The organism is Clostridium sp. CM041, assembly GCF_055081035.1.
On the sequence record NZ_CM143648.1, the window covers coordinates 377,874 to 399,431 of the forward strand.

The window sequence follows — 21,558 nt, forward strand, 5'->3', positions numbered from 1 at the left end:
GTGAAAACATGCGTATTTTATTTTTAACTCAGTATTGTCCCCCAGAGGTGGGGGCACCTCAAAATAGAATTTTTGAGTTTGCTAAAAAATTACAGGAATTCGGCCATGAAGTTACAATATTAACAGCAATGCCTAACTACCCTAGAGGAGAGATTTTTGATGATTATAAATGTAATAAGGTGGTCCTAGAAGAAATTGAAGGTATAAAGGTAATTAGAACTAGTATTTATGCTACAAAATCTAAGAGTTTTACTAAGAGATTAAGAAATTATTTATCTTTTACTTTTTCTTCTGTACTTCAAGGGGCTATTCATATAAATAAGCAGGATGTAGTAATAACGGAATCTCCACCACTGTTTCTAGGCTTTTCAGGGTATGTAATAGCTAAGCTTAAAAAAGCTAAATTTGTTTTTAACATATCTGATTTATGGCCAGAATCAGCTATAAAATTAGGTGTGCTTCATAATAAGTTATTCATTAAAATGTCTGTATGGTTAGAAGAATTTTGTTATAGACGTGCAGTAGCTGTTACTTGTCAAACAGAAGGAATAGTTGATGATATAGTCGGTAGAGGATTTGATAAAAACAAAGTACATCTGCTAACTAATGGAGTTGATACAAAGCTATTTAAAAGTGAAAATAGGGATGAAACCTTTAGAAGTGAAATTGGAGTAGAAAATAAGTTTGCACTATGTTACGCTGGTATTCATGGACTTGCACAAGGACTACAAGTTATAATAAATGCAGCAGAGATAGTAAAAGAGGAAAAAAACATTCAATTTGTTTTTGTAGGTGATGGTCCGGAAAAACAAGATCTTGTAAATATGGCAAAAGAAAAAGGATTAAAAAATGTTACCTTTTTACCTCTTCAGCCAAAGGTAAATATGCCTAAAATAGTAGCTTCTATGGATGCTGCAATAATTCCTTTAAAGAATTTAGAACTTTTTAAAGGTGCTCTACCCTCAAAAATGTTTGAGACCTTAGCTTCAGAAATACCTATTATTTTACCAGTACAGGGTGAAGCGGCTAAACTAATAAACAGTGCAAATGCAGGAATTGTAGTAGAACCAGAAAATTCAAAAGAAATTGCAGAAGCGGTGTTAAAGTTATATAATAACATGGAGCTTAGAAATAGATTGGGTGAAAATGGAAGGGCTTATGTTATGGAGAATTATGCTAGAGAGGATATAACAAGAAAATTAGAAAAAATATTGATGAATTTATAAAAATTATAATATTAGTCTATAAAGAGGTGTAAAAAATGAAAGCTAAGTGTAGTATTTTGTATTATTTAATGTGTGCTTATATAGTGATAATGCCTCTGATTCAAGAGGGAACAAATTTAAAAGGAGTATCTGTTTCAGATATTTTATTAGGAATAATTATGTGCTTATATCTCATAAAGTTGATTTTTAATAGGGATACGAGGGGAAGGTTTCTTTATGGGATTAGAGACTTCTTTAGTAGTACTTTAAGTATTTGCATAGTGATGTTATTGGGTATTATGTTATTATCAACCTTTTATGCATTAGAAAAGGGATTAGCATTAAGCGAAAGCGCAAGATTTTTAACATATGTATTTATATTTTTTATAATTAAGTATGAATTTAATACAAAAAAATTAGTGAAAAACTTATTGAGATGCTTTATATTCACATCAGGAGTCTTGAGTATTTTTGGTATAATTCAATACTTTACAATAATTGGATTAGATAAAAGGTTTATTGTGAAATACTCCTATGGATATAGAGCAAGTAAGATTGCTGCAACAATGCAAAATCCTAATGCATATGCGGGCTTTCTTATTTTAATTATTTTTCCATTAGTAATGCTAACAATTTATGAAAAAAATAAAAAATTAAAGAGTATGTATGGAATAATATCAATTCTAATATTTCTAAATATACTTATGACTTATTCTAGAAATGTTTTATTAGGCGTTTGTATCGGTGCAGCGGTTTTATGTGTGCTATATAGTTTAAAATTAATTGTAGTTTTTGGAGGGGTAGGTATTTTGGCTTTATTTAGTCCAGCGGTTCTTGATACAGTTAAGGATTTAACAAATAATGGACAAAATGTGGCTAGAATTAAATTGTGGAAAACGGCTCTAATGATGATTAAGGAACATCCAATTCTAGGAGTTGGTAATGGTAATTATATCAGTAGGTATAACGAATATATTAATAAGTATAAAGGCCTAAGCTACAACTCGTATACAAGATATCCTACACATAGTTCTTATTTAAAGACTCAAAGTGAATTGGGCATAATAGGAATAACATCTCTTTTAGTAATTTTAATAACAGTGCTTATTAGATTGAAAAAATTAATTACTATAACAGATGACAAATTTTTGCAAGCTTTTTACATGGGTGCATTGGCATCGATGGTAGCATTCTATTTTATGAATTTATCAGACAATCTATTTTTTGTGCCTAAAGTTACAACATATTTTTGGTTTATAGTAGCTACAGCTGAAAGTTTATTAAACGCATCAACAAATAATTTGAATATATAAGTTGGTGATGTAATTTAGAAATACAGGGGGACGCTTAAATATTCATCAGAAAGTAGGAGTTAACGCAATATGATAAATATAGATAAAAAAGCGCATATTGAGAATAAGAAGCTTCAATTTGGACTTAAGAGATTAATGGATATTACATTATCTTTTATAGGTATAATTATATTATTGCCTATATATTTAATTATCATTATTGCTATTAAACTAGATTCAAAAGGAGCAACTGTATTTAAGCAGGTTAGGGTAGGTAAAGATGGAAAAAACTTTAATATTTATAAATTTAGAACTATGATAGCTCAAGCTGAAAGCAAAATAGAACTTAATATAGATCCGTTTGATTTGGAGAATTTTGTGTTTCAAGACAAGTCGGACGTTAGAATAACAAGGGTTGGAAAATTTTTAAGGTGCAACAGCCTAGATGAGATTCCACAATTTTTCAATGTTTTATTTGGACAAATGAGCATTGTAGGTCCTAGGCCTGAAATACCAGAGATAGTTAAGTATTATCCCGAAAGCTACTACCAAAGACTCTTAGTTTTGCCAGGAATTACTGGACTTGCACAGATTAGTGGAAGAGGAGAAATCGAACTAGGGAAAACAGTTACTTATGATTTGGATTATATTAAAAATTTTTCAGTCCAATTAGATATAAAAATTATCTTCTTAACAGTTGTATCTGTGTTTAAAAAAGACGGCGCTTATTAGGGAGTTGTTAATTTGGAGGGGTTTTATTTATGATAACAAGAATTTTTCAATTCGAAATTTTTAATGATACCATAGAAGAATTGTTTAAAAACATAAACAGTTTTAAAAAGGTACATATTGTTTCAGGAAATCCACAAGTTCTTTTTAGTGGGCTACAAAATAATTTATTGTTAGAAAATTTCACTAGTAAAAATTCAATCATTATTCCAGATGGAATTGGTACAGTAATATGTTCTAAAATTGTAGGGCAACCGGTGAAAGAAAAAATTGCTGGTGTAGAACTTATGGATTGTATAGTAAAAAAATGTGAAAAAGAAAGCCAAGGAATATATTTGTTAGGGTCCACCCAGGAAACAGTGAATATGTGCAATATTAATCTGCGAACTAAATATCGCAAATTAAATGTTTTAGGGAGTCATGATGGATATTTCGAAATGGACAATTGTGAAGAACTATTAAAAGAAATAGAAAAAGTTAGTCCACAAGTCTTATTTGTTGCTATGGGATGCCCAAGGCAAGAAGTATTTATAGCGAAATATATGGACAGACTTCCTTGCAAAGTATTTATGGGAGTTGGAGGAAGTTTTGATATTATAGCTGGTAATGTTAAACGTGCACCTAAATGGATGATAAATATAGGCATGGAATGGTTTTACAGAGTTGCGAAAGAACCATTTAGAATTAAAAGATTATCATCTATACCTAAGTTTATTTTAATGGTAATAAAGGACAAGTATAAACGTAAATAATTGTTATTAACATCAGAGAAGTAAAGGAGAGGATCCATATTAAAGTTTTGCATGTCATATCAGGAAATGATAATGGTGGTGGTGGAAAACACGTATTAAACATATGCAGTAAATACAATGACAAATTTGAGAATATAGTCGGTTGCTTGGGAGAAGGTCCACTTTACTCAAAAGTTAGAGTTATGGATATTAGCTACAAACTTTTTAGTAAGAAGCTTAATAATATTGAGCTAGTGAATTTTATAAGATGCAATTCGATAAGTTTAGTAAATTTCCATGGGGCAAAGCCATTCCTAATGCATTTAATTTTAAAAAGTAAATTAAACGTACCTACAGTAGCTGTAGTTCACAGTGATTTTAGATATGATTTCCTTAATAATAAAGTGAAATATTTTATTTTTACTCCCCTGAGTATTAAGGGTCTAAAGAGCTTTAATAATTATATTTGTGTATCAAATAATTTGAAGGTTTTATTAGAAGAAAAAAATATTCAAGGAAGTAAATCAGTTGTAAATAATGGTATAGATATAAAGAAAATTAGTATTGTGACGCCAACAGAAGATATACGAAATAATTTGAATTTAAAGAAGAATGATTTTGTATATGTTATGGTTGCGAGATTACATCCTATAAAAAATCATAGAGAAGTTATAGTGGGATTTAGAAAACTTACTATTGAATTTCATGATGTAAAATTGCTTTTAGTTGGTGATGGTGAGCTACAATCCGAACTAGAGAAGTTAATAGTGGAGCTAAAAATAGAAAATAAAGTTATAATGACCGGAAATGTTTCTAATCCAATAGACTATATAAACGCCTCTGATGTTAGTGTTTTAGCTTCTTTAAGCGAGGGTGGAGCACCACCCTTAACGGTTTTAGAATCAGCAATTGTAAAGAAACCTTTGATTTATACTGAAGTGGGCGACTTACAAAGTATATTAGGCGAAGACAGCGGGTATAAAGTGAAGAATCAAAACAACGAAAATATTTATAAAGCTATGAAAGAAGCATATTTAGATAAGAGCAATTTAAACATAAAGGGTGAAAAGTTATATAACATTGTTGTAAATAATTTTACTATAGAGAAGTTTTGGAAAAATTATTTTGAAATTTATAAGAGTATACTAAAAAAATAATAAGTACACTTTTTTATTTTTTTAATTCTATCTTTAAAATTTTAGGTGAAACAACTACATTATTTATGAAGCGATTACACATACTATAATTAAAGGAGTGTGTTATATGGAATTTTATGATGTAGTCAAAAGTAGAAAAAGTATTAAAAAATTTAAGAATACCCCAGTAAATAAAGAAAAATTAGCAAAAATGATTGATTCAGCTATGATGTCCCCCTCATGGAAAAATAATACTTCATACAAATTTATTTTAGTGGATGAAAAAAACAAACTAGAACAAATTTCTAAATCTATAATGAATAAGGACAATTCAGCAGCACAATCAATATTAGATGCTCCGATGACGGCGGTTATAGTAGCAAAGCCAGAGGCTTCTGGGGAAGTTGAAAACAGAGAGTATTATTTAGTGGATAGTGCCATTGCTATGGAGCATTTTATTTTGTCAGCTACTAATGAGGGTTATGGAACTTGTTGGATTGCTGCAATTGATGAAGATATTATAAAAAAAGCATTAGCCATTCCACAAAATTACAAAGTAGTTGCAATGACTCCTATTGGGGAAATTGCAGAAAGTAAAGAACATAACAATAAAAAAGATGCAAAAGATTATGTATTCTTGAATACTTGGGATAATGCCTATGCTGAAAACACTAAATAAATTATGATTTTTTAATTACCCTATGTCTGCAAATGCAGCCATAGGGCTTTTATTTTGTTATATATCGATTATTTGTAAAAAATTTATTTAAATGATGAAAAACTAACATAAAGATGGTACAATTTTAGTAGCTATTAAATTGTTATTTACTTAAGACCACAGCTTCGCGAAGACGATTTAATATACCAAGGGGGATTACCATGGAAAAAACAAAAGGAATTTTATATATTGTTTTATCTGCAATTGCTTTTGGGTTTATGCCAATACTCGCAAAATTGTCATACAGAGGAGGGGCAAATACATATACCACATTAGCGCTTAGGTTTTTTTTTGCGTCAATTATGCTATTATATTATTTGAAATATAAAGGCATATCCTTAAAATTAACTAAAAAACAATTATTTTTAGTATTAACCATAGGCATGTTTGGATATTCACTTACGTCTTGTAGTTTATTTATGTCCTACAATTATATAAGTGTTGGATTGGCGAGTATGATTTTATATACACACCCTGTTATTATTACTTTATTGTCCTATATGTGTTATAAAGAAAAGATAAATGCTAGAAAAATCATTTCTTTAATTATTTCCTTAATAGGTATTTATGTTCTAATTGATAAGGGAAGTGTTAGCTTTAATTTAAAAGGAATAATATTGGCAGCTATGGCTTCGCTGCTATATTCAATATATGTGCTAGGAGTATCTCTTAAAGAAATTAAAGATATCAACAGTTATGTTTTAACTTTTTATATCTCGTGTTCAGCTGCTGTTATTATGTTTATAGCAGCAATCACTACTGGTAATTTTAACATGCATATTTCTTTTTATGCACTTGTGGCAATATTATTATTATCATTCATATCTACAGTGGTGGCTTTAATGGCATTCTTAGAAGGGGTTAGAATAGTAGGACCTTCTAATGCTTCAATTTTTAGTACTATTGAGCCTATAGTTGGGTTAATACTAGGAATACTAATTTTAGGAGAATCTATATCAGTTAGAATTGTAATTGGAAGTATGTTGATTATGATGTCAGTCGTGATATTAACAAAAGAATAATTTAATTACATAGGTGGGAGATAAGAAATGCTAGATTTTAAACAGAAAATATGTGAATTACATAATGTTATTTTAAGCCCAATAGATGATATGTTCAAAATAACTGCTTTAAAAAATTATAAAAGGGAAATAGAAGGAACACAGCAAAAAAGTTTTAGTGAAGTTTATTATGAGTTTATTAAAAATAATAAAGAAAAAGGCACAGTGTACACTCCAGAACCTATAACTTCTTATATGATAGAAAATACCATAAAAGCAGAACAGATAATAAATAATCCGTACATAAAAATTGTGGATCCCTCTTGTGGAACTGGCAATATATTAATTTGCTGTTTTAAATTTCTTAGAAATTTATATAAGGATAATTTAAACTTAATAAATGAGAAAAATGGGTTGAATTTAAATATTCAATGCATCGATGAACATATAATAACACATAATTTGTATGGCTTTGATATTGATGACATAGCTGTGAAAATCCTGATTATAGATTTATATGATTTAAGTCAGGGAATCATAGCAAGTAATGTTGTTATCAAGGATTTTTTATTATATGAAAGTGAACATAAATATGACGTGTTCATAGGAAATCCACCCTATGTGGGTAAAAAATCTATAGATACCGAATATGCAGCTTATTTAAAAATTAGATATAAAGAAGTGTATAGAGATAAAGGAGATCTATCCTATTGTTTTTTCAAAAAAGCATTAGAAGACTTAAACGAGAAGGGAAAGCTGACTTTTATTACTTCGAGATACTTTTTAGAATCACCTAGTGGAGAGGATTTAAGGAAGGTTTTAAAAAAACTATGCACGATAGACAAAATTATAGATTTTTACGGGAGAAGACCATTTAAAAACGTAGGGATAGATCCTGTAATAATGTGTATAACGAATTGTCAAAATGATGATAGTAAAATTGAAATTATAAAACCTTCAAATGTAAAAAATAAACATAAAAAAGAATTTTATAACAGTGTATTTTTAAAAAGTGGGAATGAATTTAATAGTTTTCTTCTTAATAAAAGTCAATTAAATGACAAGGGTTGGATTCTAATAGATGAAAAGGATAGAAATATAATAAGTAAAATAGAGCAAAGAAGTTTTACTCACTTAAGTAATATATGTAATAGTTATCAGGGAGTAATAACTGGGTGTGACAAAGCGTTTGTAGTAACAAATGATATTGCTCTAAGGAGAAATATTGAAAAAAATATAATAAAACCTTGGATTAAGAGTAGTTACATAGAAAAAAATGAAGTTTCAAGAAAAGATAGTTACATAATATATTCAGATTTAATCCATAACACGCATGATTATAATAATGCTATAGCCTATATTGAGTTGCAGAAGGAAAAGCTACTAAAAAGGAGAGAATGCCAAAGGGGTATTAGAAAATGGTATGAACTTCAATGGGGTAGAGATCAAAACATATTTGAATGCGAAAAGATAGTTTTTCCGTTTAAGGCAAGCAGTAATAGATTTGCTCTTGACACGGGAAGTTATTTTAGTGCGGATGTATATGCATTAATATTAAAAGAAAATGTTCCGTTTACCTATGATTTTTTACTATATCTATTAAATAGTAAAATCTATGAATTCTATTTTAAGACCTTTGCAAAAAAACTAGGTGAAGATGCTTATGAGTATTATCCAAATAATTTAATGAAATTATGCATTCCAATTATTATAGATTTTAAGGGTAAAGATGAAAATTATTTATATGATTATTTTCACTTTAGTGAAGAAGAAAAAAAGATTATACTTGGGGAAGTATAATCTTTTTTGATGGAAAAGTTGGCATAAATCTTGCTGTATATAAAATAAATTATTAATATTTAGGAGGAATTATTGTGAGCAATTTAGAAAAACTAAACAAAGTGTTATGTGATTTATTTGATTTCAAAAAAGTAGAGGACATAAATGATGATTTGGGACCAGATGAAATAGAATCTTGGGATTCTTTAGGCCATGTAGAACTTATAACAAGTTTAGAGGAAGTTTTTGATATAGCTTTAGATGTAGTGGATATCTCCAGAATGTATACCATAGGTGATATTAAGAAGATAGTTGAAAAATATGGTGTTCAGATATGACATTTACAGATTATGTTTTTGAGTTTTCATCAAAACTGGATAAAACTTCTGTAATTTTTAAAGAAAAAATAAGTTATGAGGAAATTTTTAAAAATGTAAAAAAAAAGCTTCTTTTATAAAAAGCAAGAAATTTTTAAAAAAGGATGCTATACTTCTGGTTTCAGAAAATTCTAATTTTTTCATTGAAAATTATTTTGGAATAATTAAAAGTGGAGCTATTTGTGTTCCTATTAACCCAGCTTTAAGTAGCAATGAGATAAAGTATATTGTAGACTCTCTAGATATTAAGCTGATTTTCACTCAAAATAAATTTATTGAAAAAATAAAGCAATTGGTTCGTGAAGACGTTGAAATTTATACAGATATCATTGAATGTAATTTTACTTATGCACATGAAAACAATTATAGTGAGGATATAGATATACAAGAAGATGTGGCTGTAATACTTTTTACTTCTGGTTCCACAGGAAATCCTAAAGGGGTAATGCTTACTCATTATAATCTCATGTATAATACAAATTCTATAATAGAATACCTGAAACTTACAGAGCGAGATAGAGTGGAAACAGTACTTCCTTTTTATTATTGCTATGGGACTTCAATTTTGCATACACACTTTAGGGTAGGGGGAAGCCTTGTAATTAACAATAAATTTATGTTTCCGCAAACAGTTGTTGAGGATATAAATAACTATAGTTGCACAGGTTTTTCAGGGGTCCCTAGCACTTATCAAATACTGCTTAGAATGACTGATATAAAGAATACTAAACTTCCAACCTTAAGGTACATAACTCAAGCTGGGGGAAAGCTCTCAGAGAATTTTATTAAACAGCTTATAGGTATTCTCAAAGGAGTAGAAATTTTTATAATGTATGGTCAGACTGAGGCTACGGCAAGGTTATCATATTTACCGTCATATTTAATTAATGAAAAGATGAATTCCATAGGACGTGGAATTAAAGGAACGGAGCTTTTGGTTTTAAATAGTGAAGGAAAGCGAGTGAAATCTGGGGAAATGGGTGAGGTTGTTGCCAAGGGTGGAAACATAATGAAGGGATATTTTAATGATAAGGAAGAAACGGATAAAGTTCTAAAGAAAGGATACTTGTACACGGGGGATATAGCAAAAGTTGATGATGACGGGTATATATATATAGTTTCAAGAGAAAAAAATATTATTAAAAGTGGTGGGATTAGAATAAGCCCTAAGGAAATAGAAGACATAATATTACAAATTACAGAGGTAGTGGAATGTGCAGTTATTGGAGTAGAAGATGATATTTTAGGAGAATCAATAAAAGCCTTTGTAGTATTAGCAGAATATAACCATTATATGGATTTTAAATATATTTTAGACTTTTGTAAAAATCAGTTACCGTCATATAAAACTCCAAGGTATATAGAGTTTTTAAAAGAACTTCCCAAAAATTCTTCTGGTAAAATTTTAATAAAAAAGCTCAAGGAGCTTAAGTAAATGAAATAGTAAGAGGGTGAAGTAAGTGGAGGATTTAGAATTAATAGATGAACTAGTGCTTGGAGCGCAGTTTAATATAGAGCTGAAAAAAAAGGAAAAGTTGCTTTTAAATATTATATTACCTCAATTAGAATACAATAAGGAAAATTTAAGTATAAAAGCTATGTATAATAAATTAAATGTAGACATTAATAAAATTAAAACGTTAGAACAGGTACCATATATCCCTGTAAATATGTTTAAATCTTTCCATCTCAGAATATGTAAGGAGGAGCAAGTAGTTAGGGTGTTACAATCTAGTGCTACCACCACAGGAATTCCTAGTAAAATATATTTAGATAAAAAGACTTCAATAAGGCAAACGCAAGCTTTAATAAGTACGTTAACAAGTTTTTTAGGAAGAATGCGAAGACCAATGCTTATTATAGATAACGCAGACAGTAATAAAAGAGGGAATGGAATGACTGCACGTGGTGCTGCTATTAGAGGGGTAAGCACTTTTGCGAGCAAGATGTTTTATATTATGGATAAAGAAGAAGGGGAACTTAAATTAAATATAGATAGGCTTCGCGACTTTGAAAGAAAATATAAAGATGAGGAAGTTTTAGTTTATGGATTTACTTATATAGTGTGGTCGAAATTTTTTAAAGTATTAAAGCAGGAAGGAATAAAATTAGACATGCCAAAGTTAAAGCTGTTACATAGCGGAGGTTGGAAAAAACTTATTTCTGAAAAGGTGGAAAAGGAAGTGTTTTCAGAGACTGCTGCGCAGATATTTAACACAAGTAAAGATAATATTATAGATTTTTATGGAATGGTGGAACAGTTAGGAGTAGTTTTTATTGATTGCCAGTGTGGGCATAAGCATGTACCAAATTTTGCAGAGGTTATTATAAGGGATATACAGACTTTAGAAGAAGTGAATTTTGGTGAAGAAGGGCTTATAGAGGTTATGAGTGTTTTGGGCTCTAGCTATCCATCGCAGGCTATTCTTACTGAGGATATTGGAAAATTTATAGGCGTGGATGATTGCCCTTGTGGTAGACGAGGCAAGTATTTTAGATTTAAGTCACGAGTAGACAAGGCTGAAATTAGAGGCTGTGGAGATACATTTGCAGAAAGGGAGGTAGGTAAATGATAAATTGTTACGAGCTAAATGGAGAGTTTTATGAGAAGGGACTAAAATTTGAGGACTTTCATGAAATAGAAACTTGCTTAAATAAGAATTTCAATAAACTTCATGAATTTCCAGTGCAAGTTATAATACTTATTATAAATGAATATAGCAAGAGAATTGCAATAAACAGAGAAATATTAAGAATGGAAGGGGTTCCGTTCTTATGTTTTTATTTAAAGAAGATAAATATGGAAAAACAGTTAAAAATTAACTTATCAGATATTGAATATCTAAATAATTTTGTGCAGGTAGAGAATGAAAAATACATCAAAGCACAGCCAAAGGGTTTAGTGTGTCATTGGATGGCTGGGAATGTACCTACCCTAGCTATCTATTCAGTGATTCAGAGTATAATATGCAAAAATAGTAATATCCTAAGAGTATCTAAAGAAAGTGTTAGTACAGTATATGAACTTTTAAAACTTTTGGACAATATTGAGGTTGGGTATGGCGGAGAAACTTATTCTTCTAAGATTATATTGAAAAATATTGCCCTTGTTTATTTTAATAGTGGCGATAAGTATCTTAATTCTCAAATGTCTTTAAAAGCCGATGCACGAATAGTTTGGGGTAATAAAACAGCAGTAGATGATATTTCTCTTTTACCTAAAAAAACTACTTGTAAGGATTTAATTTTTGGGCCTAAGTATTCTTTTGCAGTTTTTGATAGATCAGCGATTGAAAGTGATGACTTTGAAGAATACTTAGAAAATCTGGTTACAGATATAATTGCATTTAATCAAAAATCATGTTCTTCACCTCAGGTATTGTTTTTAGAGAAAAGTAAACTAACTGTAGAAGAAATAGCGAAAATATTAAGTCGGAAATTTGAGAAGATTACTAAAAGATATACTAATTTAGATTTAGAGGAAGCTATAGCTGCTAAAATAATTAATAAAAGAGGTGAATATCTACTAAGTATCAATAAGCTTACTTATATGAGTAAGGGACTACAATATACAATACTAATTGATAGTGAAGTAAAGCTTGAAGAAGCAATTACAGGACGAACTATATTTATAAAAGAGGTGGAGGATATATTGGATGTATGTCCTTTAATTACTAAAAACATACAAACCATTGGGATAGCCTCAAAGAATAGTAATAAGACTTTAGAGTTTGCAGATAGAGTGACGACTTTTGGAGTAGATAGAGTTGTGAAAATTGGATACATGAATTTCTATGATTCTCCATGGGATGGAAGTTTAATAATAAGCGAATTAGTTAGGTGGTGCTCTATTAATATAAAGGGAATGATTTAAATACTATTTTGCAATGGGGGGGACAAAATGGCAGATATTAAAAGTTTTTATGTAGGTCAAAGCGAGGAGTATATAAAGAGATTTACAGAAGCTGAAGTAGAATCTTATGCAAGAATTACTGGAGATTATAATTATGTGCATATGGATGAGGAAAAAGCTAAAAAATCATTTTTTAAGGGTAGAATTGTTCATGGACAATTAGTTGGAGGAATGATTTCAGCTTTGCTTGGAACAAAATTACCTGGAGGCGGTAATATATATTTAAGGCAGAGCTTTGAGTTTTTAAAACCAGTAAGAATTGGGGATACAATCAAAGCGAAGGCTATTATAACTGAAATAAATGAAAAAAAGAAAATACTATCACTTGACACATTTTGTCTAAATGAACAAGATGAAATAGTTATAAAGGGAAAAGCTGAGGTTTTAGTATTAAGATAATCGATAATTGAGAAAATGGCATAATATATATACGTTTTACTTAAAACAGTAGTTGAATAGTCACATTAAATTATGCTTTTTCTGATATAATAAAATTAAGCTATGTAATCTATAAATAATGAATAGCTTAATTTTTTATAGATTGAGAGGTGTTTTTATGAAAGTAAGGGATGTTATGATAAAATGTGATTTCATACTTAAAGAAAATAATACTTTTTATGAGGCGTCGCAGTTATTTAGTAATAATGAAGTTGAAGTTATACCTATATTAGATGAAAAAGAAATTTTGGTTGGTATTATAACTAAGAATGACATAATTAGGAATTTTATTGAGGGTACAAGCCCTAATATATGTATTAAATATCTTTCACGTGGTAAAGAAAATATTATCAATGAGGATGATAAAATACAGGATTATGTTGATGCGAAGGAAAGTTATTTGGGAGTTGAAAATTCAGTTGGTAAATTTGTTGGCTGTTTTAGTGTGAATAATATGTTAAAGCGAGGTTTTGATAATCAATCAGAAAAAATAAGTGAGCTAAAACAAAGATTAAATTGCATTAATGAATGTGGCAATTCAAACCTTAATTGCACAGAATTAGATGCAATTATTGAATCGTCGTTTGATGGTATTTACATAACCGATGGTAAAGCTAATACGTTAAAGATTAATAAATCTTATGAAACCATAACAGGTATACAAAGAAAAGGTATGATTAATAGGAATATGTATGAACTTGAAAAAGAGGGATACATATCTAAATCAGCTACGCTTATGGTATTAAAAAATAGGAAATCTAATACCATTGAGCAAGAATTTAGTACTGGTAAAAAAGTATTGGTTTCTAGTAACCCTATATTTGATGATAAGGGCAATATAAGCATGGTGGTTACAAATGTACGAGATATAACGGAATTATACGAATTAGAAGAACAGCTAACTAAAAATAGGAAGCTTACAGAAAAATATTATTCAGAGATAGAAACTATGAGAATTCAATATTTAAATTTGTCAGATATGGTCGCTAAAGATAAAGCAATGATAGATTTATTGGAGGTTGCTAAAAGAGTAGCTAGTGTGGATACTACTGTTTTAATATTAGGAGAAACTGGAGTTGGAAAGGAAGAAATCGCTAAGTTTTTACATAAAAATAGTACGAGACAGGATAAAAATTTTATAAAAATTAATTGTGGAGCAATCCCTCAAAATCTTATAGAATCTGAGCTCTTCGGATATGTAAAAGGTGCGTTCACGGGGGCTAATAAGGAAGGCAAAATGGGACTTTTTGAAGTAGCAGATGGAGGTACAGTTTTTTTAGATGAAATTGGAGAACTTCCTTTAAATATACAAGTTAAGCTACTTAATGTACTTCAAGAGGGCGAAGTGGAAAGGGTTGGGTCGGTTAAATCAATTAAAATTGATGTAAGAGTTTTAGCAGCTACTAATAGGAACTTAGAAGATATGACTAAAGAGAAGTCCTTTAGATCAGATTTATATTATCGTTTAAATGTGGTCCCTCTTACTATCCCACCATTAAGAGATAGGAAAGAAGATATTGTTCCTTTAGTCCAACATTTCTTATCTCAATTAAATAAAAAATATAACTTTGAGAAAACTTTCACGATTGAGGCGATGAATACACTTTATAATTACAGTTGGCCGGGTAATGTCCGTGAACTTAAAAATATTGTAGAAAGGGTTATAGTTATGAGTAGTAGTGATAAAATATTCCAAAGTGATTTGTCAATCAAAACCTCTTCGAATGTTATGGAGAGAAATATTGGATGCGGGGATGCATGTAATTTAAAAGAGGCAGTTGGAAAAGTTGAAGCTAAACTTATTAGCCAAGCGTTTGATAATGCTGGTAATGTCAGGGGTGCTGCAAAAATACTTGGAATTGATGCCTCAACTTTTGTTAGAAAGCGTAAAAAATATTTTGGAAAAGAAGCGTTGCAAAAATGAAACGTGTTGCAAAAATGCAAGAACAAGTAATTACCTTCTAAATCTCATATATTATGCACGAGTTTATTGAATTCTGTAGGTTTAGTTTCTAATATCTGTTGCCTTTATGCAACAGATATTTATAAAAAATAAAATATTTGTGATTGTTTTCACAGATATATTATTTTTTTTATAAATATATCTGTGAAAACAATCACAATAATTCGTTAAAATACATTAATATAATAGTATTTAAGAAAACATATCACATATTTGTAACTTTGGCACAGGTATTGCTACATATGTAAACGTAAAGTTACATAAAATACACATGTGAAGGGAATGGTTTTAATGGGATTAATGACTGGCGAACAATACGTAGAAAGTCTTAGAGAATTGAATTTAAAAGTTTATATGTTTGGAGAAAAAGTAGAAAATGTAGTAGATAACCCTATAATTAGGCCTTCAATGAACTCAGTTAAAATGACTTATGATTTGGCACAAATGCCTGAATATGAAGATTTATTGACATCTACTTCAATAGTTACAGGTGAAAAAATTAACAGATTTGCTAATATACATCAAAGCACAGAGGATCTGGTTAAAAAAGTTAAAATGCAAAGATTATGTGGGCAAAAAACCGCTTCATGCTTCCAAAGATGTGTTGGCATGGATGCATTTAACTCTGAATATAGTACTACTTATGAAATAGATAAAGCTTATGGAACAGAGTACCATGAAAGATTTAAAAAGTTTTTAAAATATATTCACGAAAATGATTTAATAGTAGATGGAGCAATGACAGATCCAAAAGGAGATAGAGGTCTATCAATATCAAAACAAGAAGATCCAGATATGTATCTTAGGGTAGTTGAAAGAAGACCTGATGGTATTGTAGTCAGAGGGGCAAAGGCTCATCAAACTGGTATATGTAATTCTCACGAAGTTTTGGTTATGCCAACTATTGCTATGAGACCAGAGGATAAGGACTATGCAGTATCATTTTCAGTGCCAACAAACACAGAAGGCATTATTATGATTCTTGGACGTCAATCCTGCGATACAAGAAAAAGTGAAGAAGGCGCAGATATCGATGTTGGAAATTATAATTATGGTGGAGTAGAGGCTTTAACTATATTTGATGATGTATTCGTACCAAATGAACGAATATTCTTAAATGGAGAAACAGAATTTGCAGGTATGCTTGTTGAAAGATTTGCAGGATACCATAGACAAAGTTATGGCGGATGTAAAGTTGGTGTAGGTGATGTGCTTATTGGCGCTACGGCACTTGCAGCAGATTATAATGGAACTAATAGAGTATCACATATTAAAGATAAATTAATAGAAATGACTCACCTAAATGAAACACTATATGCTTGTGGAATAGCATGTTCTGCAGAAGGTCATAAAACTGAATCAGGTAATTATATAATAGATTTATTACTTGCTAATGTATGTAAGCAAAATATTACAAGATTCCCATATGAAATAGTAAGACTTGCTGAAGATATCGCTGGAGGATTAATGGTAACTATGCCTGCAGATAAAGATTTCAAAGATCCAATAACCGGACCTTATCTTGAAAAATACTTAAAAGGTGTTGCATCTGTTTCAACTGAAAATAGAATGAGAATATTAAGATTAATAGAAAACTTAGCACTTGGAACCGCAGCAGTTGGTTATAGAACAGAATCAATGCATGGTGCAGGCTCACCACAGGCTCAAAGAATAATGATAGCAAGACAAAGCAATTTAGCTCATAAAAAATCATTAGCAAAAGTGATAGCTAGAATAAAAGAATAAATTATTGATTAAATACATTTTTCATAATATTAAAACCTTAAATATATAAGGGGTAGCCCACCCCGCATATATTTAAAAGAATGGAGTGACGTAATGTTTGCTGAAATTGAAAAAATCCTTGAGATGAATGTCAGACCAAAGCTAAAAGATCACTATGGAAATATTGAACTTGTTAGCTTCGACGATGGAATAGTTGAAGTTAAGCTTTTGGGGCAATGTAAGGGATGTTTATCTGCAAAATATACCATTGAAGATGTGGTTGAAGTTGCACTTAAAGAAGCAATTCCTAGCATTAAAAAGGTAATACTTAAAAATGAAGTAAGCGAAGAGTTATTAGAACAAGCTAGAAAATTTTTAAGTAAGGGTAATAGAGGGAAATAATGAAAATTGGTATTAAATATTGTGGAGGATGTAATCCAACTTATGATAGGCCAGGGGTAGTGTCAAGATTAAAGAAATATATTGGCAAAGCGCACAGTATTGAAACGGCAAAACAAGGGATTATTTATGATGTGGTTGTTATTTTATGTGGATGTACCAGTGCTTGTGCGAGTCACCAAAATCTTGAAGCTAAATATGAAAAAGTATGTATAACTTGTGAAAACGATAACAGCAAATTAATTAATATTATAGACAAAATCAAAGTTTTGTAATTGAGGAGAGTGATAATTATGAACTTAGAAGAAATTTATAAATCAAAGGTTATTACGGTGGAGCAAGCGGCAGGGAAAATAAAGTCTGGAAATAGGGTAGTTACAGGACATGCTTGTGGAGAGCCAACAGAAGTTATAGCTGCAATGGTAGCTAATAGTAAGGCTTATGAAAATGTTGAAATCGTACACATGGTGGCAATGAGTAAAAGTGAATATGCAAAGCCAGGCATGGAAAAACATTTTAGACATAACTCACTATTTGTAGGAGGAACTACAAGGGAGTCAGTAAGCTCAGGAAGAGCAGATTTTACACCATGTTTTTTTTCGAAGGTACCTGAGCTATTTAAAAATGGTTATCTACTAGTAGATGTGGCAATTATTCAAGTTTCAGCACCAGATGAGCACGGTTATTGTAGTTTTGGCGTATCTGTTGACTACACAAGGTCTGCAGCAGAATGTGCAAAAGTGGTAATTGCAGAAGTAAATAATAAAATGCCAAGAACTATGGGAGATTCTTTTATACATATTTCTGAAATTGATTATATCGTAGAAGTAAGTCATCAAATAATAGAGCTTAAGCCTCCTGAAATAGGAGATGTTGAGAAAGCTATTGGAGAGAATTGTGCCTCCTTAGTTGAAGATGGTTCCACACTTCAACTTGGAATAGGAGCTATTCCAGATGCAGTACTTTTATTTTTAAAGGACAAAAAAGACCTAGGCATACATTCGGAAATGATTTCAGACGGAGTAGTTGAACTTGTTGAAACAGGAGTTGTAACAAATAAGGCTAAAACAATTCATCCAGGGAAAATAGTAGTAACTTTCCTTATGGGAACCAAAAGACTTTATGACTTTGTTGATAATAATCCAATGGTTGAAATGTATTCTGTAGATTATGTAAATGATCCAGTTATAATTTCAAAAAATAATAAAATGGTTTGTATAAATTCAGCTATTCAAGTAGATCTTATGGGACAGGTCAATGCAGAGACTATAGGATTAACTCAGTTTAGTGGAACTGGTGGACAAGTTGATTTTATTAGAGGTGCAGCTATGGCAAAGAATGGAAAATCTATTATTGCCATGCCATCTACAGCAAGCAAAGGAAAAATTTCCAGAATTAAACCAATGCTTGATGAAGGAGCAGCGGTTACAACTTTGAGAAACGAAGTGCAATACGTAGTTACTGAGTATGGTATTGCAGAGCTAAAAGGTAAAACATTAAGAGAAAGAGCAAGGTCTCTTATAAATATTTCTCATCCAGACTTTAGACCTTCACTTATTCAAGAATGGGAAAAGAGATTTAAAGCCAAATTCCAAAATTAAATGCAAAATATAGGGGGAAACAAATGAGGAAAGGTTATGTGTATATTATTCTAACTGCTCTACTATACAGCACTCAGGAAATTGCAAATAAAATGCTAGTTAAAAATGGGATGGATTCATTTCAAATTACATTTCTAATATTCACAATAGGCGCAATACTATTAACTCCATTTGCATTAAAAGACATTAAAGCTAAGAAGTTAAAGCTTGGTATAAATGATGTTGGCTACTTTGCATTAAATGGTGCACTGTGTATACCCATTTCAATGGCGCTGTTATCATTTGCAGGTAAATATACTCTAGCTTCAACTTCAGCGGTTATATTTAGTTCAAATGCAATATTTACAGTACCCTTTGCTTATTTAATTTTAAAAGAAAAGATTAATAAAGCAACATTAATATCTCTTTTGGTAGGTATTTTAGGTGTTATTATAATTTTCAACCCAGTAAAAATGGTAGCAGGAATGAATGGTGAATCTTCTAATTTGTTAGGAATAACACTTGCATTAGGTGCAGCTATAGCCTGGTCGCTATTTACAGTAATTAGCAAAATTAGAATAAGTCAATACGGTGGTTATGTATTTAACTGTATAGCATTCTATATTGGAGCATTCTTTGTATTAATAATTCTTTTAGCTACAGGAAGACCTATATTCAAAGGAATTGATGGTAATGCAGGTTTAGTACTCGTGTACATGGGCCTATTTATAAAGGCGCTTGGATATGTATTCTACCTTGGAGCAATAAGGTTAACATCGGCAGTTACAGCATCCTTAGTATTTTTAATAAAGCCTGCTTTAGCTACTATGCTCGCTATAATGATACTTGGAGAGAAGCTTGAATTAAATGTAGTTGTAGGAATTGGATTTATTATTGTGAGTTCGTATATTGCATTTAAATCTAAGCGAGCTGCAGAGATTTCTCAAGTAGTTACAAACTAAATACTTTAAGATAATCTTTTACATTTAATATAAAGTGGAGGTGTAATTTTGGAAAATGCAAGAATAAGAAATCAAGAAATTATGAAAAAAGTAGTTTCTGCGCAGGAAGCAGCGGATCTAATAAAAGATGGAATGGTAGTTGGAGTAAGCGGGTTTACTCCATCAGGTTATCCTAAGGATGTTCCTTTAGCTCTTGCGCAAAGAGTTAAAAGTACAGGTGAAAAAATGAAACTCACATTATATACAGGTGCTTCTGTTGGTGCAGAAATAGATGGAGCTTGGACTGAAGCAGGTATAATTTCAAAAAGAATGCCCTATCAAACTAATAGTAATTTAAGAAACTGCATTAATAAAGGGCTTACAGAGTATATTGATATGAATTTAAGCTGTATGCCTCAATTTGTAAATTATAGATTTTTACCTAAAGTTAATGTTGCAATTATAGAAGCTTTGGCAATTACAGAAGACGGCAACATAATCCCTACAACAGCAGTGGGGAATGCAGCTACTTATGTGGAAAATGCAGATATGGTTATTATTGAAGTTAATGAAAATCAGCCATTGTCATTAGAAGGTATTGCGGATATTTATACGTTAGAAAATCCTCCCTTCAGGAAGCCAATTCCAATAACACATCCGGGAGATAGGATTGGAACAACTTATATACCTTGTAAACTTGAAAAAATTGCTGCAGTTGTGATGACAAATACATCTGATAAAACAAGGGCGTTAAAACCTATTGATGAAACTTCTAAAGCAATTTCAAAAAACTTAATAAATTTTCTTGAAAATGAAGTTAAAGAAGGAAGGCTCCCAGAAAATTTATTACCTTTGCAATCAGGAGTTGGGAATGTAGCGAATGCAGTGCTTGCAGGACTTTGTCAAACTAATTTGAAAAAGCTTACTTGCTATACAGAGGTAATACAGGATTCTATGCTTGATCTTATAAGATGTGGCAAAGCAGAAATGGTTTCAGCTACAGCATTAAGCCCTTCACCAACTGGAATGGAAGCTTTTAGACGTGACGTTGGCAGTTTAAAAGATAAAATTGTATTGAGGCCTCAGGAAATAAGTAATAATCCAGAAGTTATTCGAAGACTTGGAGTTATTGCTATGAATACAGCTTTAGAGGTTGATATATATGGTAATGTTAATTCAACTCATGTTATGGGCACAAAGATGATGAATGGAATAGGTGGCTCTGGAGATTTTGCAGGGAATGCTTCTTTAACCATATTTACAACAGAATCTATAGCCAAGGGTGGAGATATATCTTCAATAGTTCCAATAGTTTCGCATGTAGATCATACAGAACACAATGTTATGGTAATTGTTACTGAACAAGGCACCGCAGATTTAAGAGGTAAGAGCCCAAAGGAAAGGGCAGTTGCGATTATTAATAATTGTGCTCATCCTGACTATAGGCCACAACTTTTGGAATACTTGGAGAAAGCAGAATGTTGTGCTGGAAAGCATACTCCTCATGTGTTATGCGATGCGCTATCCTGGCATGTAAGGTTTATGGAAACAGGTACAATGAAGATGAATAAAGAATTATAAAATGTATTTTCGTTAAATAATATGATAATCTAATAGTAAGTTAATATAAA

At 30.8% G+C, this 21,558-nt stretch carries 21 protein-coding genes; all 21 read left to right on the top strand.

The window, feature by feature from the left end:
• Positions 1-8: 8 nt before the first annotated feature.
• Complete coding sequence (locus ACWJJT_RS01850) at positions 9-1,226, top strand: glycosyltransferase family 4 protein (RefSeq protein ID WP_462955843.1); 1,218 nt, start codon at positions 9-11, stop codon at positions 1,224-1,226.
• A 35-nt stretch (positions 1,227-1,261) separates the two neighbouring features.
• A complete protein-coding gene (locus tag ACWJJT_RS01855; protein WP_165414070.1) occupies positions 1,262-2,518 on the top strand; it encodes an O-antigen ligase family protein in 1,257 nt (418 codons plus the stop codon).
• Between the two features lie 69 nt (positions 2,519-2,587).
• Entirely contained in the window at positions 2,588-3,229 is a 642-nt protein-coding gene (locus tag ACWJJT_RS01860) for a sugar transferase (protein ID WP_462955844.1), read from the top strand.
• Between the two features lie 29 nt (positions 3,230-3,258).
• On the top strand, positions 3,259-3,978 hold the full coding sequence (locus ACWJJT_RS01865) for a WecB/TagA/CpsF family glycosyltransferase (protein WP_462955845.1): 720 nt from the start codon (positions 3,259-3,261) through the stop codon (positions 3,976-3,978).
• Between the two features lie 47 nt (positions 3,979-4,025).
• On the top strand, positions 4,026-5,114 hold the full coding sequence (locus ACWJJT_RS01870) for a glycosyltransferase (RefSeq protein ID WP_462955846.1): 1,089 nt from the start codon (positions 4,026-4,028) through the stop codon (positions 5,112-5,114).
• Positions 5,115-5,220: 106 nt separating this feature from the next.
• Positions 5,221-5,772: a nitroreductase family protein gene (locus ACWJJT_RS01875; protein WP_462955847.1), complete on the top strand. Its 552-nt coding sequence runs from the start codon at positions 5,221-5,223 to the stop codon at positions 5,770-5,772.
• A gap of 200 nt (positions 5,773-5,972) precedes the next feature.
• On the top strand, positions 5,973-6,833 hold the full coding sequence (locus tag ACWJJT_RS01880; protein WP_462955848.1) for a DMT family transporter: 861 nt from the start codon (positions 5,973-5,975) through the stop codon (positions 6,831-6,833).
• A 27-nt stretch (positions 6,834-6,860) separates the two neighbouring features.
• Positions 6,861-8,612 carry an Eco57I restriction-modification methylase domain-containing protein gene (locus ACWJJT_RS01885; RefSeq protein WP_462955849.1) on the top strand — a complete coding sequence of 584 codons (1,752 nt, stop codon included), beginning with the start codon at positions 6,861-6,863 and terminating at the stop codon, positions 8,610-8,612.
• Positions 8,613-8,686: 74 nt separating this feature from the next.
• Positions 8,687-8,929: an acyl carrier protein gene (locus ACWJJT_RS01890; protein ID WP_165413379.1), complete on the top strand. Its 243-nt coding sequence runs from the start codon at positions 8,687-8,689 to the stop codon at positions 8,927-8,929.
• Positions 8,926-9,048: a hypothetical protein gene (locus ACWJJT_RS01895; RefSeq protein WP_462955850.1), complete on the top strand. Its 123-nt coding sequence runs from the start codon at positions 8,926-8,928 to the stop codon at positions 9,046-9,048. Before ACWJJT_RS01890 ends, ACWJJT_RS01895 begins: the two co-directional genes overlap by 4 nt.
• 35 nt (positions 9,049-9,083) lie before the next feature.
• Positions 9,084-10,403, top strand: a complete 1,320-nt coding sequence (locus ACWJJT_RS01900) for an AMP-binding protein (protein WP_462956726.1) — start codon at positions 9,084-9,086, stop codon at positions 10,401-10,403.
• A gap of 25 nt (positions 10,404-10,428) precedes the next feature.
• On the top strand, positions 10,429-11,541 hold the full coding sequence (locus tag ACWJJT_RS01905) for a LuxE/PaaK family acyltransferase (protein ID WP_462955851.1): 1,113 nt from the start codon (positions 10,429-10,431) through the stop codon (positions 11,539-11,541).
• The gene (locus ACWJJT_RS01910; protein WP_462955852.1) at positions 11,538-12,842 is read left to right on the top strand and encodes an acyl-CoA reductase; all 1,305 of its coding nucleotides are present in this window, start codon (positions 11,538-11,540) and stop codon (positions 12,840-12,842) included. The genes ACWJJT_RS01905 and ACWJJT_RS01910 overlap by 4 nt, the downstream gene beginning before the upstream one ends.
• A 27-nt stretch (positions 12,843-12,869) precedes the next feature.
• Positions 12,870-13,280 (top strand): MaoC family dehydratase, encoded by a 411-nt coding sequence (locus tag ACWJJT_RS01915; protein ID WP_462955853.1) that lies wholly within the window; start codon positions 12,870-12,872, stop codon positions 13,278-13,280.
• A gap of 157 nt (positions 13,281-13,437) precedes the next feature.
• On the top strand, positions 13,438-15,243 hold the full coding sequence (locus ACWJJT_RS01920; protein ID WP_462955854.1) for a sigma 54-interacting transcriptional regulator: 1,806 nt from the start codon (positions 13,438-13,440) through the stop codon (positions 15,241-15,243).
• A 330-nt stretch (positions 15,244-15,573) separates the two neighbouring features.
• Positions 15,574-17,028, top strand: coding sequence for a 4-hydroxyphenylacetate 3-hydroxylase family protein (locus ACWJJT_RS01925; RefSeq protein WP_462955855.1), 1,455 nt, complete (start codon positions 15,574-15,576; stop codon positions 17,026-17,028).
• A 93-nt stretch (positions 17,029-17,121) separates the two neighbouring features.
• Positions 17,122-17,409: a NifU family protein gene (locus ACWJJT_RS01930; protein WP_462955856.1), complete on the top strand. Its 288-nt coding sequence runs from the start codon at positions 17,122-17,124 to the stop codon at positions 17,407-17,409.
• Positions 17,409-17,681 carry a hypothetical protein gene (locus ACWJJT_RS01935; RefSeq protein ID WP_462955857.1) on the top strand — a complete coding sequence of 91 codons (273 nt, stop codon included), beginning with the start codon at positions 17,409-17,411 and terminating at the stop codon, positions 17,679-17,681. The genes ACWJJT_RS01930 and ACWJJT_RS01935 overlap by 1 nt, the downstream gene beginning before the upstream one ends.
• 18 nt (positions 17,682-17,699) lie before the next feature.
• A complete protein-coding gene (locus ACWJJT_RS01940; RefSeq protein WP_462955858.1) occupies positions 17,700-19,007 on the top strand; it encodes an acetyl-CoA hydrolase/transferase family protein in 1,308 nt (435 codons plus the stop codon).
• 23 nt (positions 19,008-19,030) lie between these two features.
• Positions 19,031-19,948: a DMT family transporter gene (locus ACWJJT_RS01945; protein WP_462955859.1), complete on the top strand. Its 918-nt coding sequence runs from the start codon at positions 19,031-19,033 to the stop codon at positions 19,946-19,948.
• 81 nt (positions 19,949-20,029) lie between these two features.
• Positions 20,030-21,508, top strand: a complete 1,479-nt coding sequence (locus ACWJJT_RS01950) for an acetyl-CoA hydrolase/transferase family protein (protein WP_462956727.1) — start codon at positions 20,030-20,032, stop codon at positions 21,506-21,508.
• Positions 21,509-21,558 lie beyond the last annotated feature (50 nt).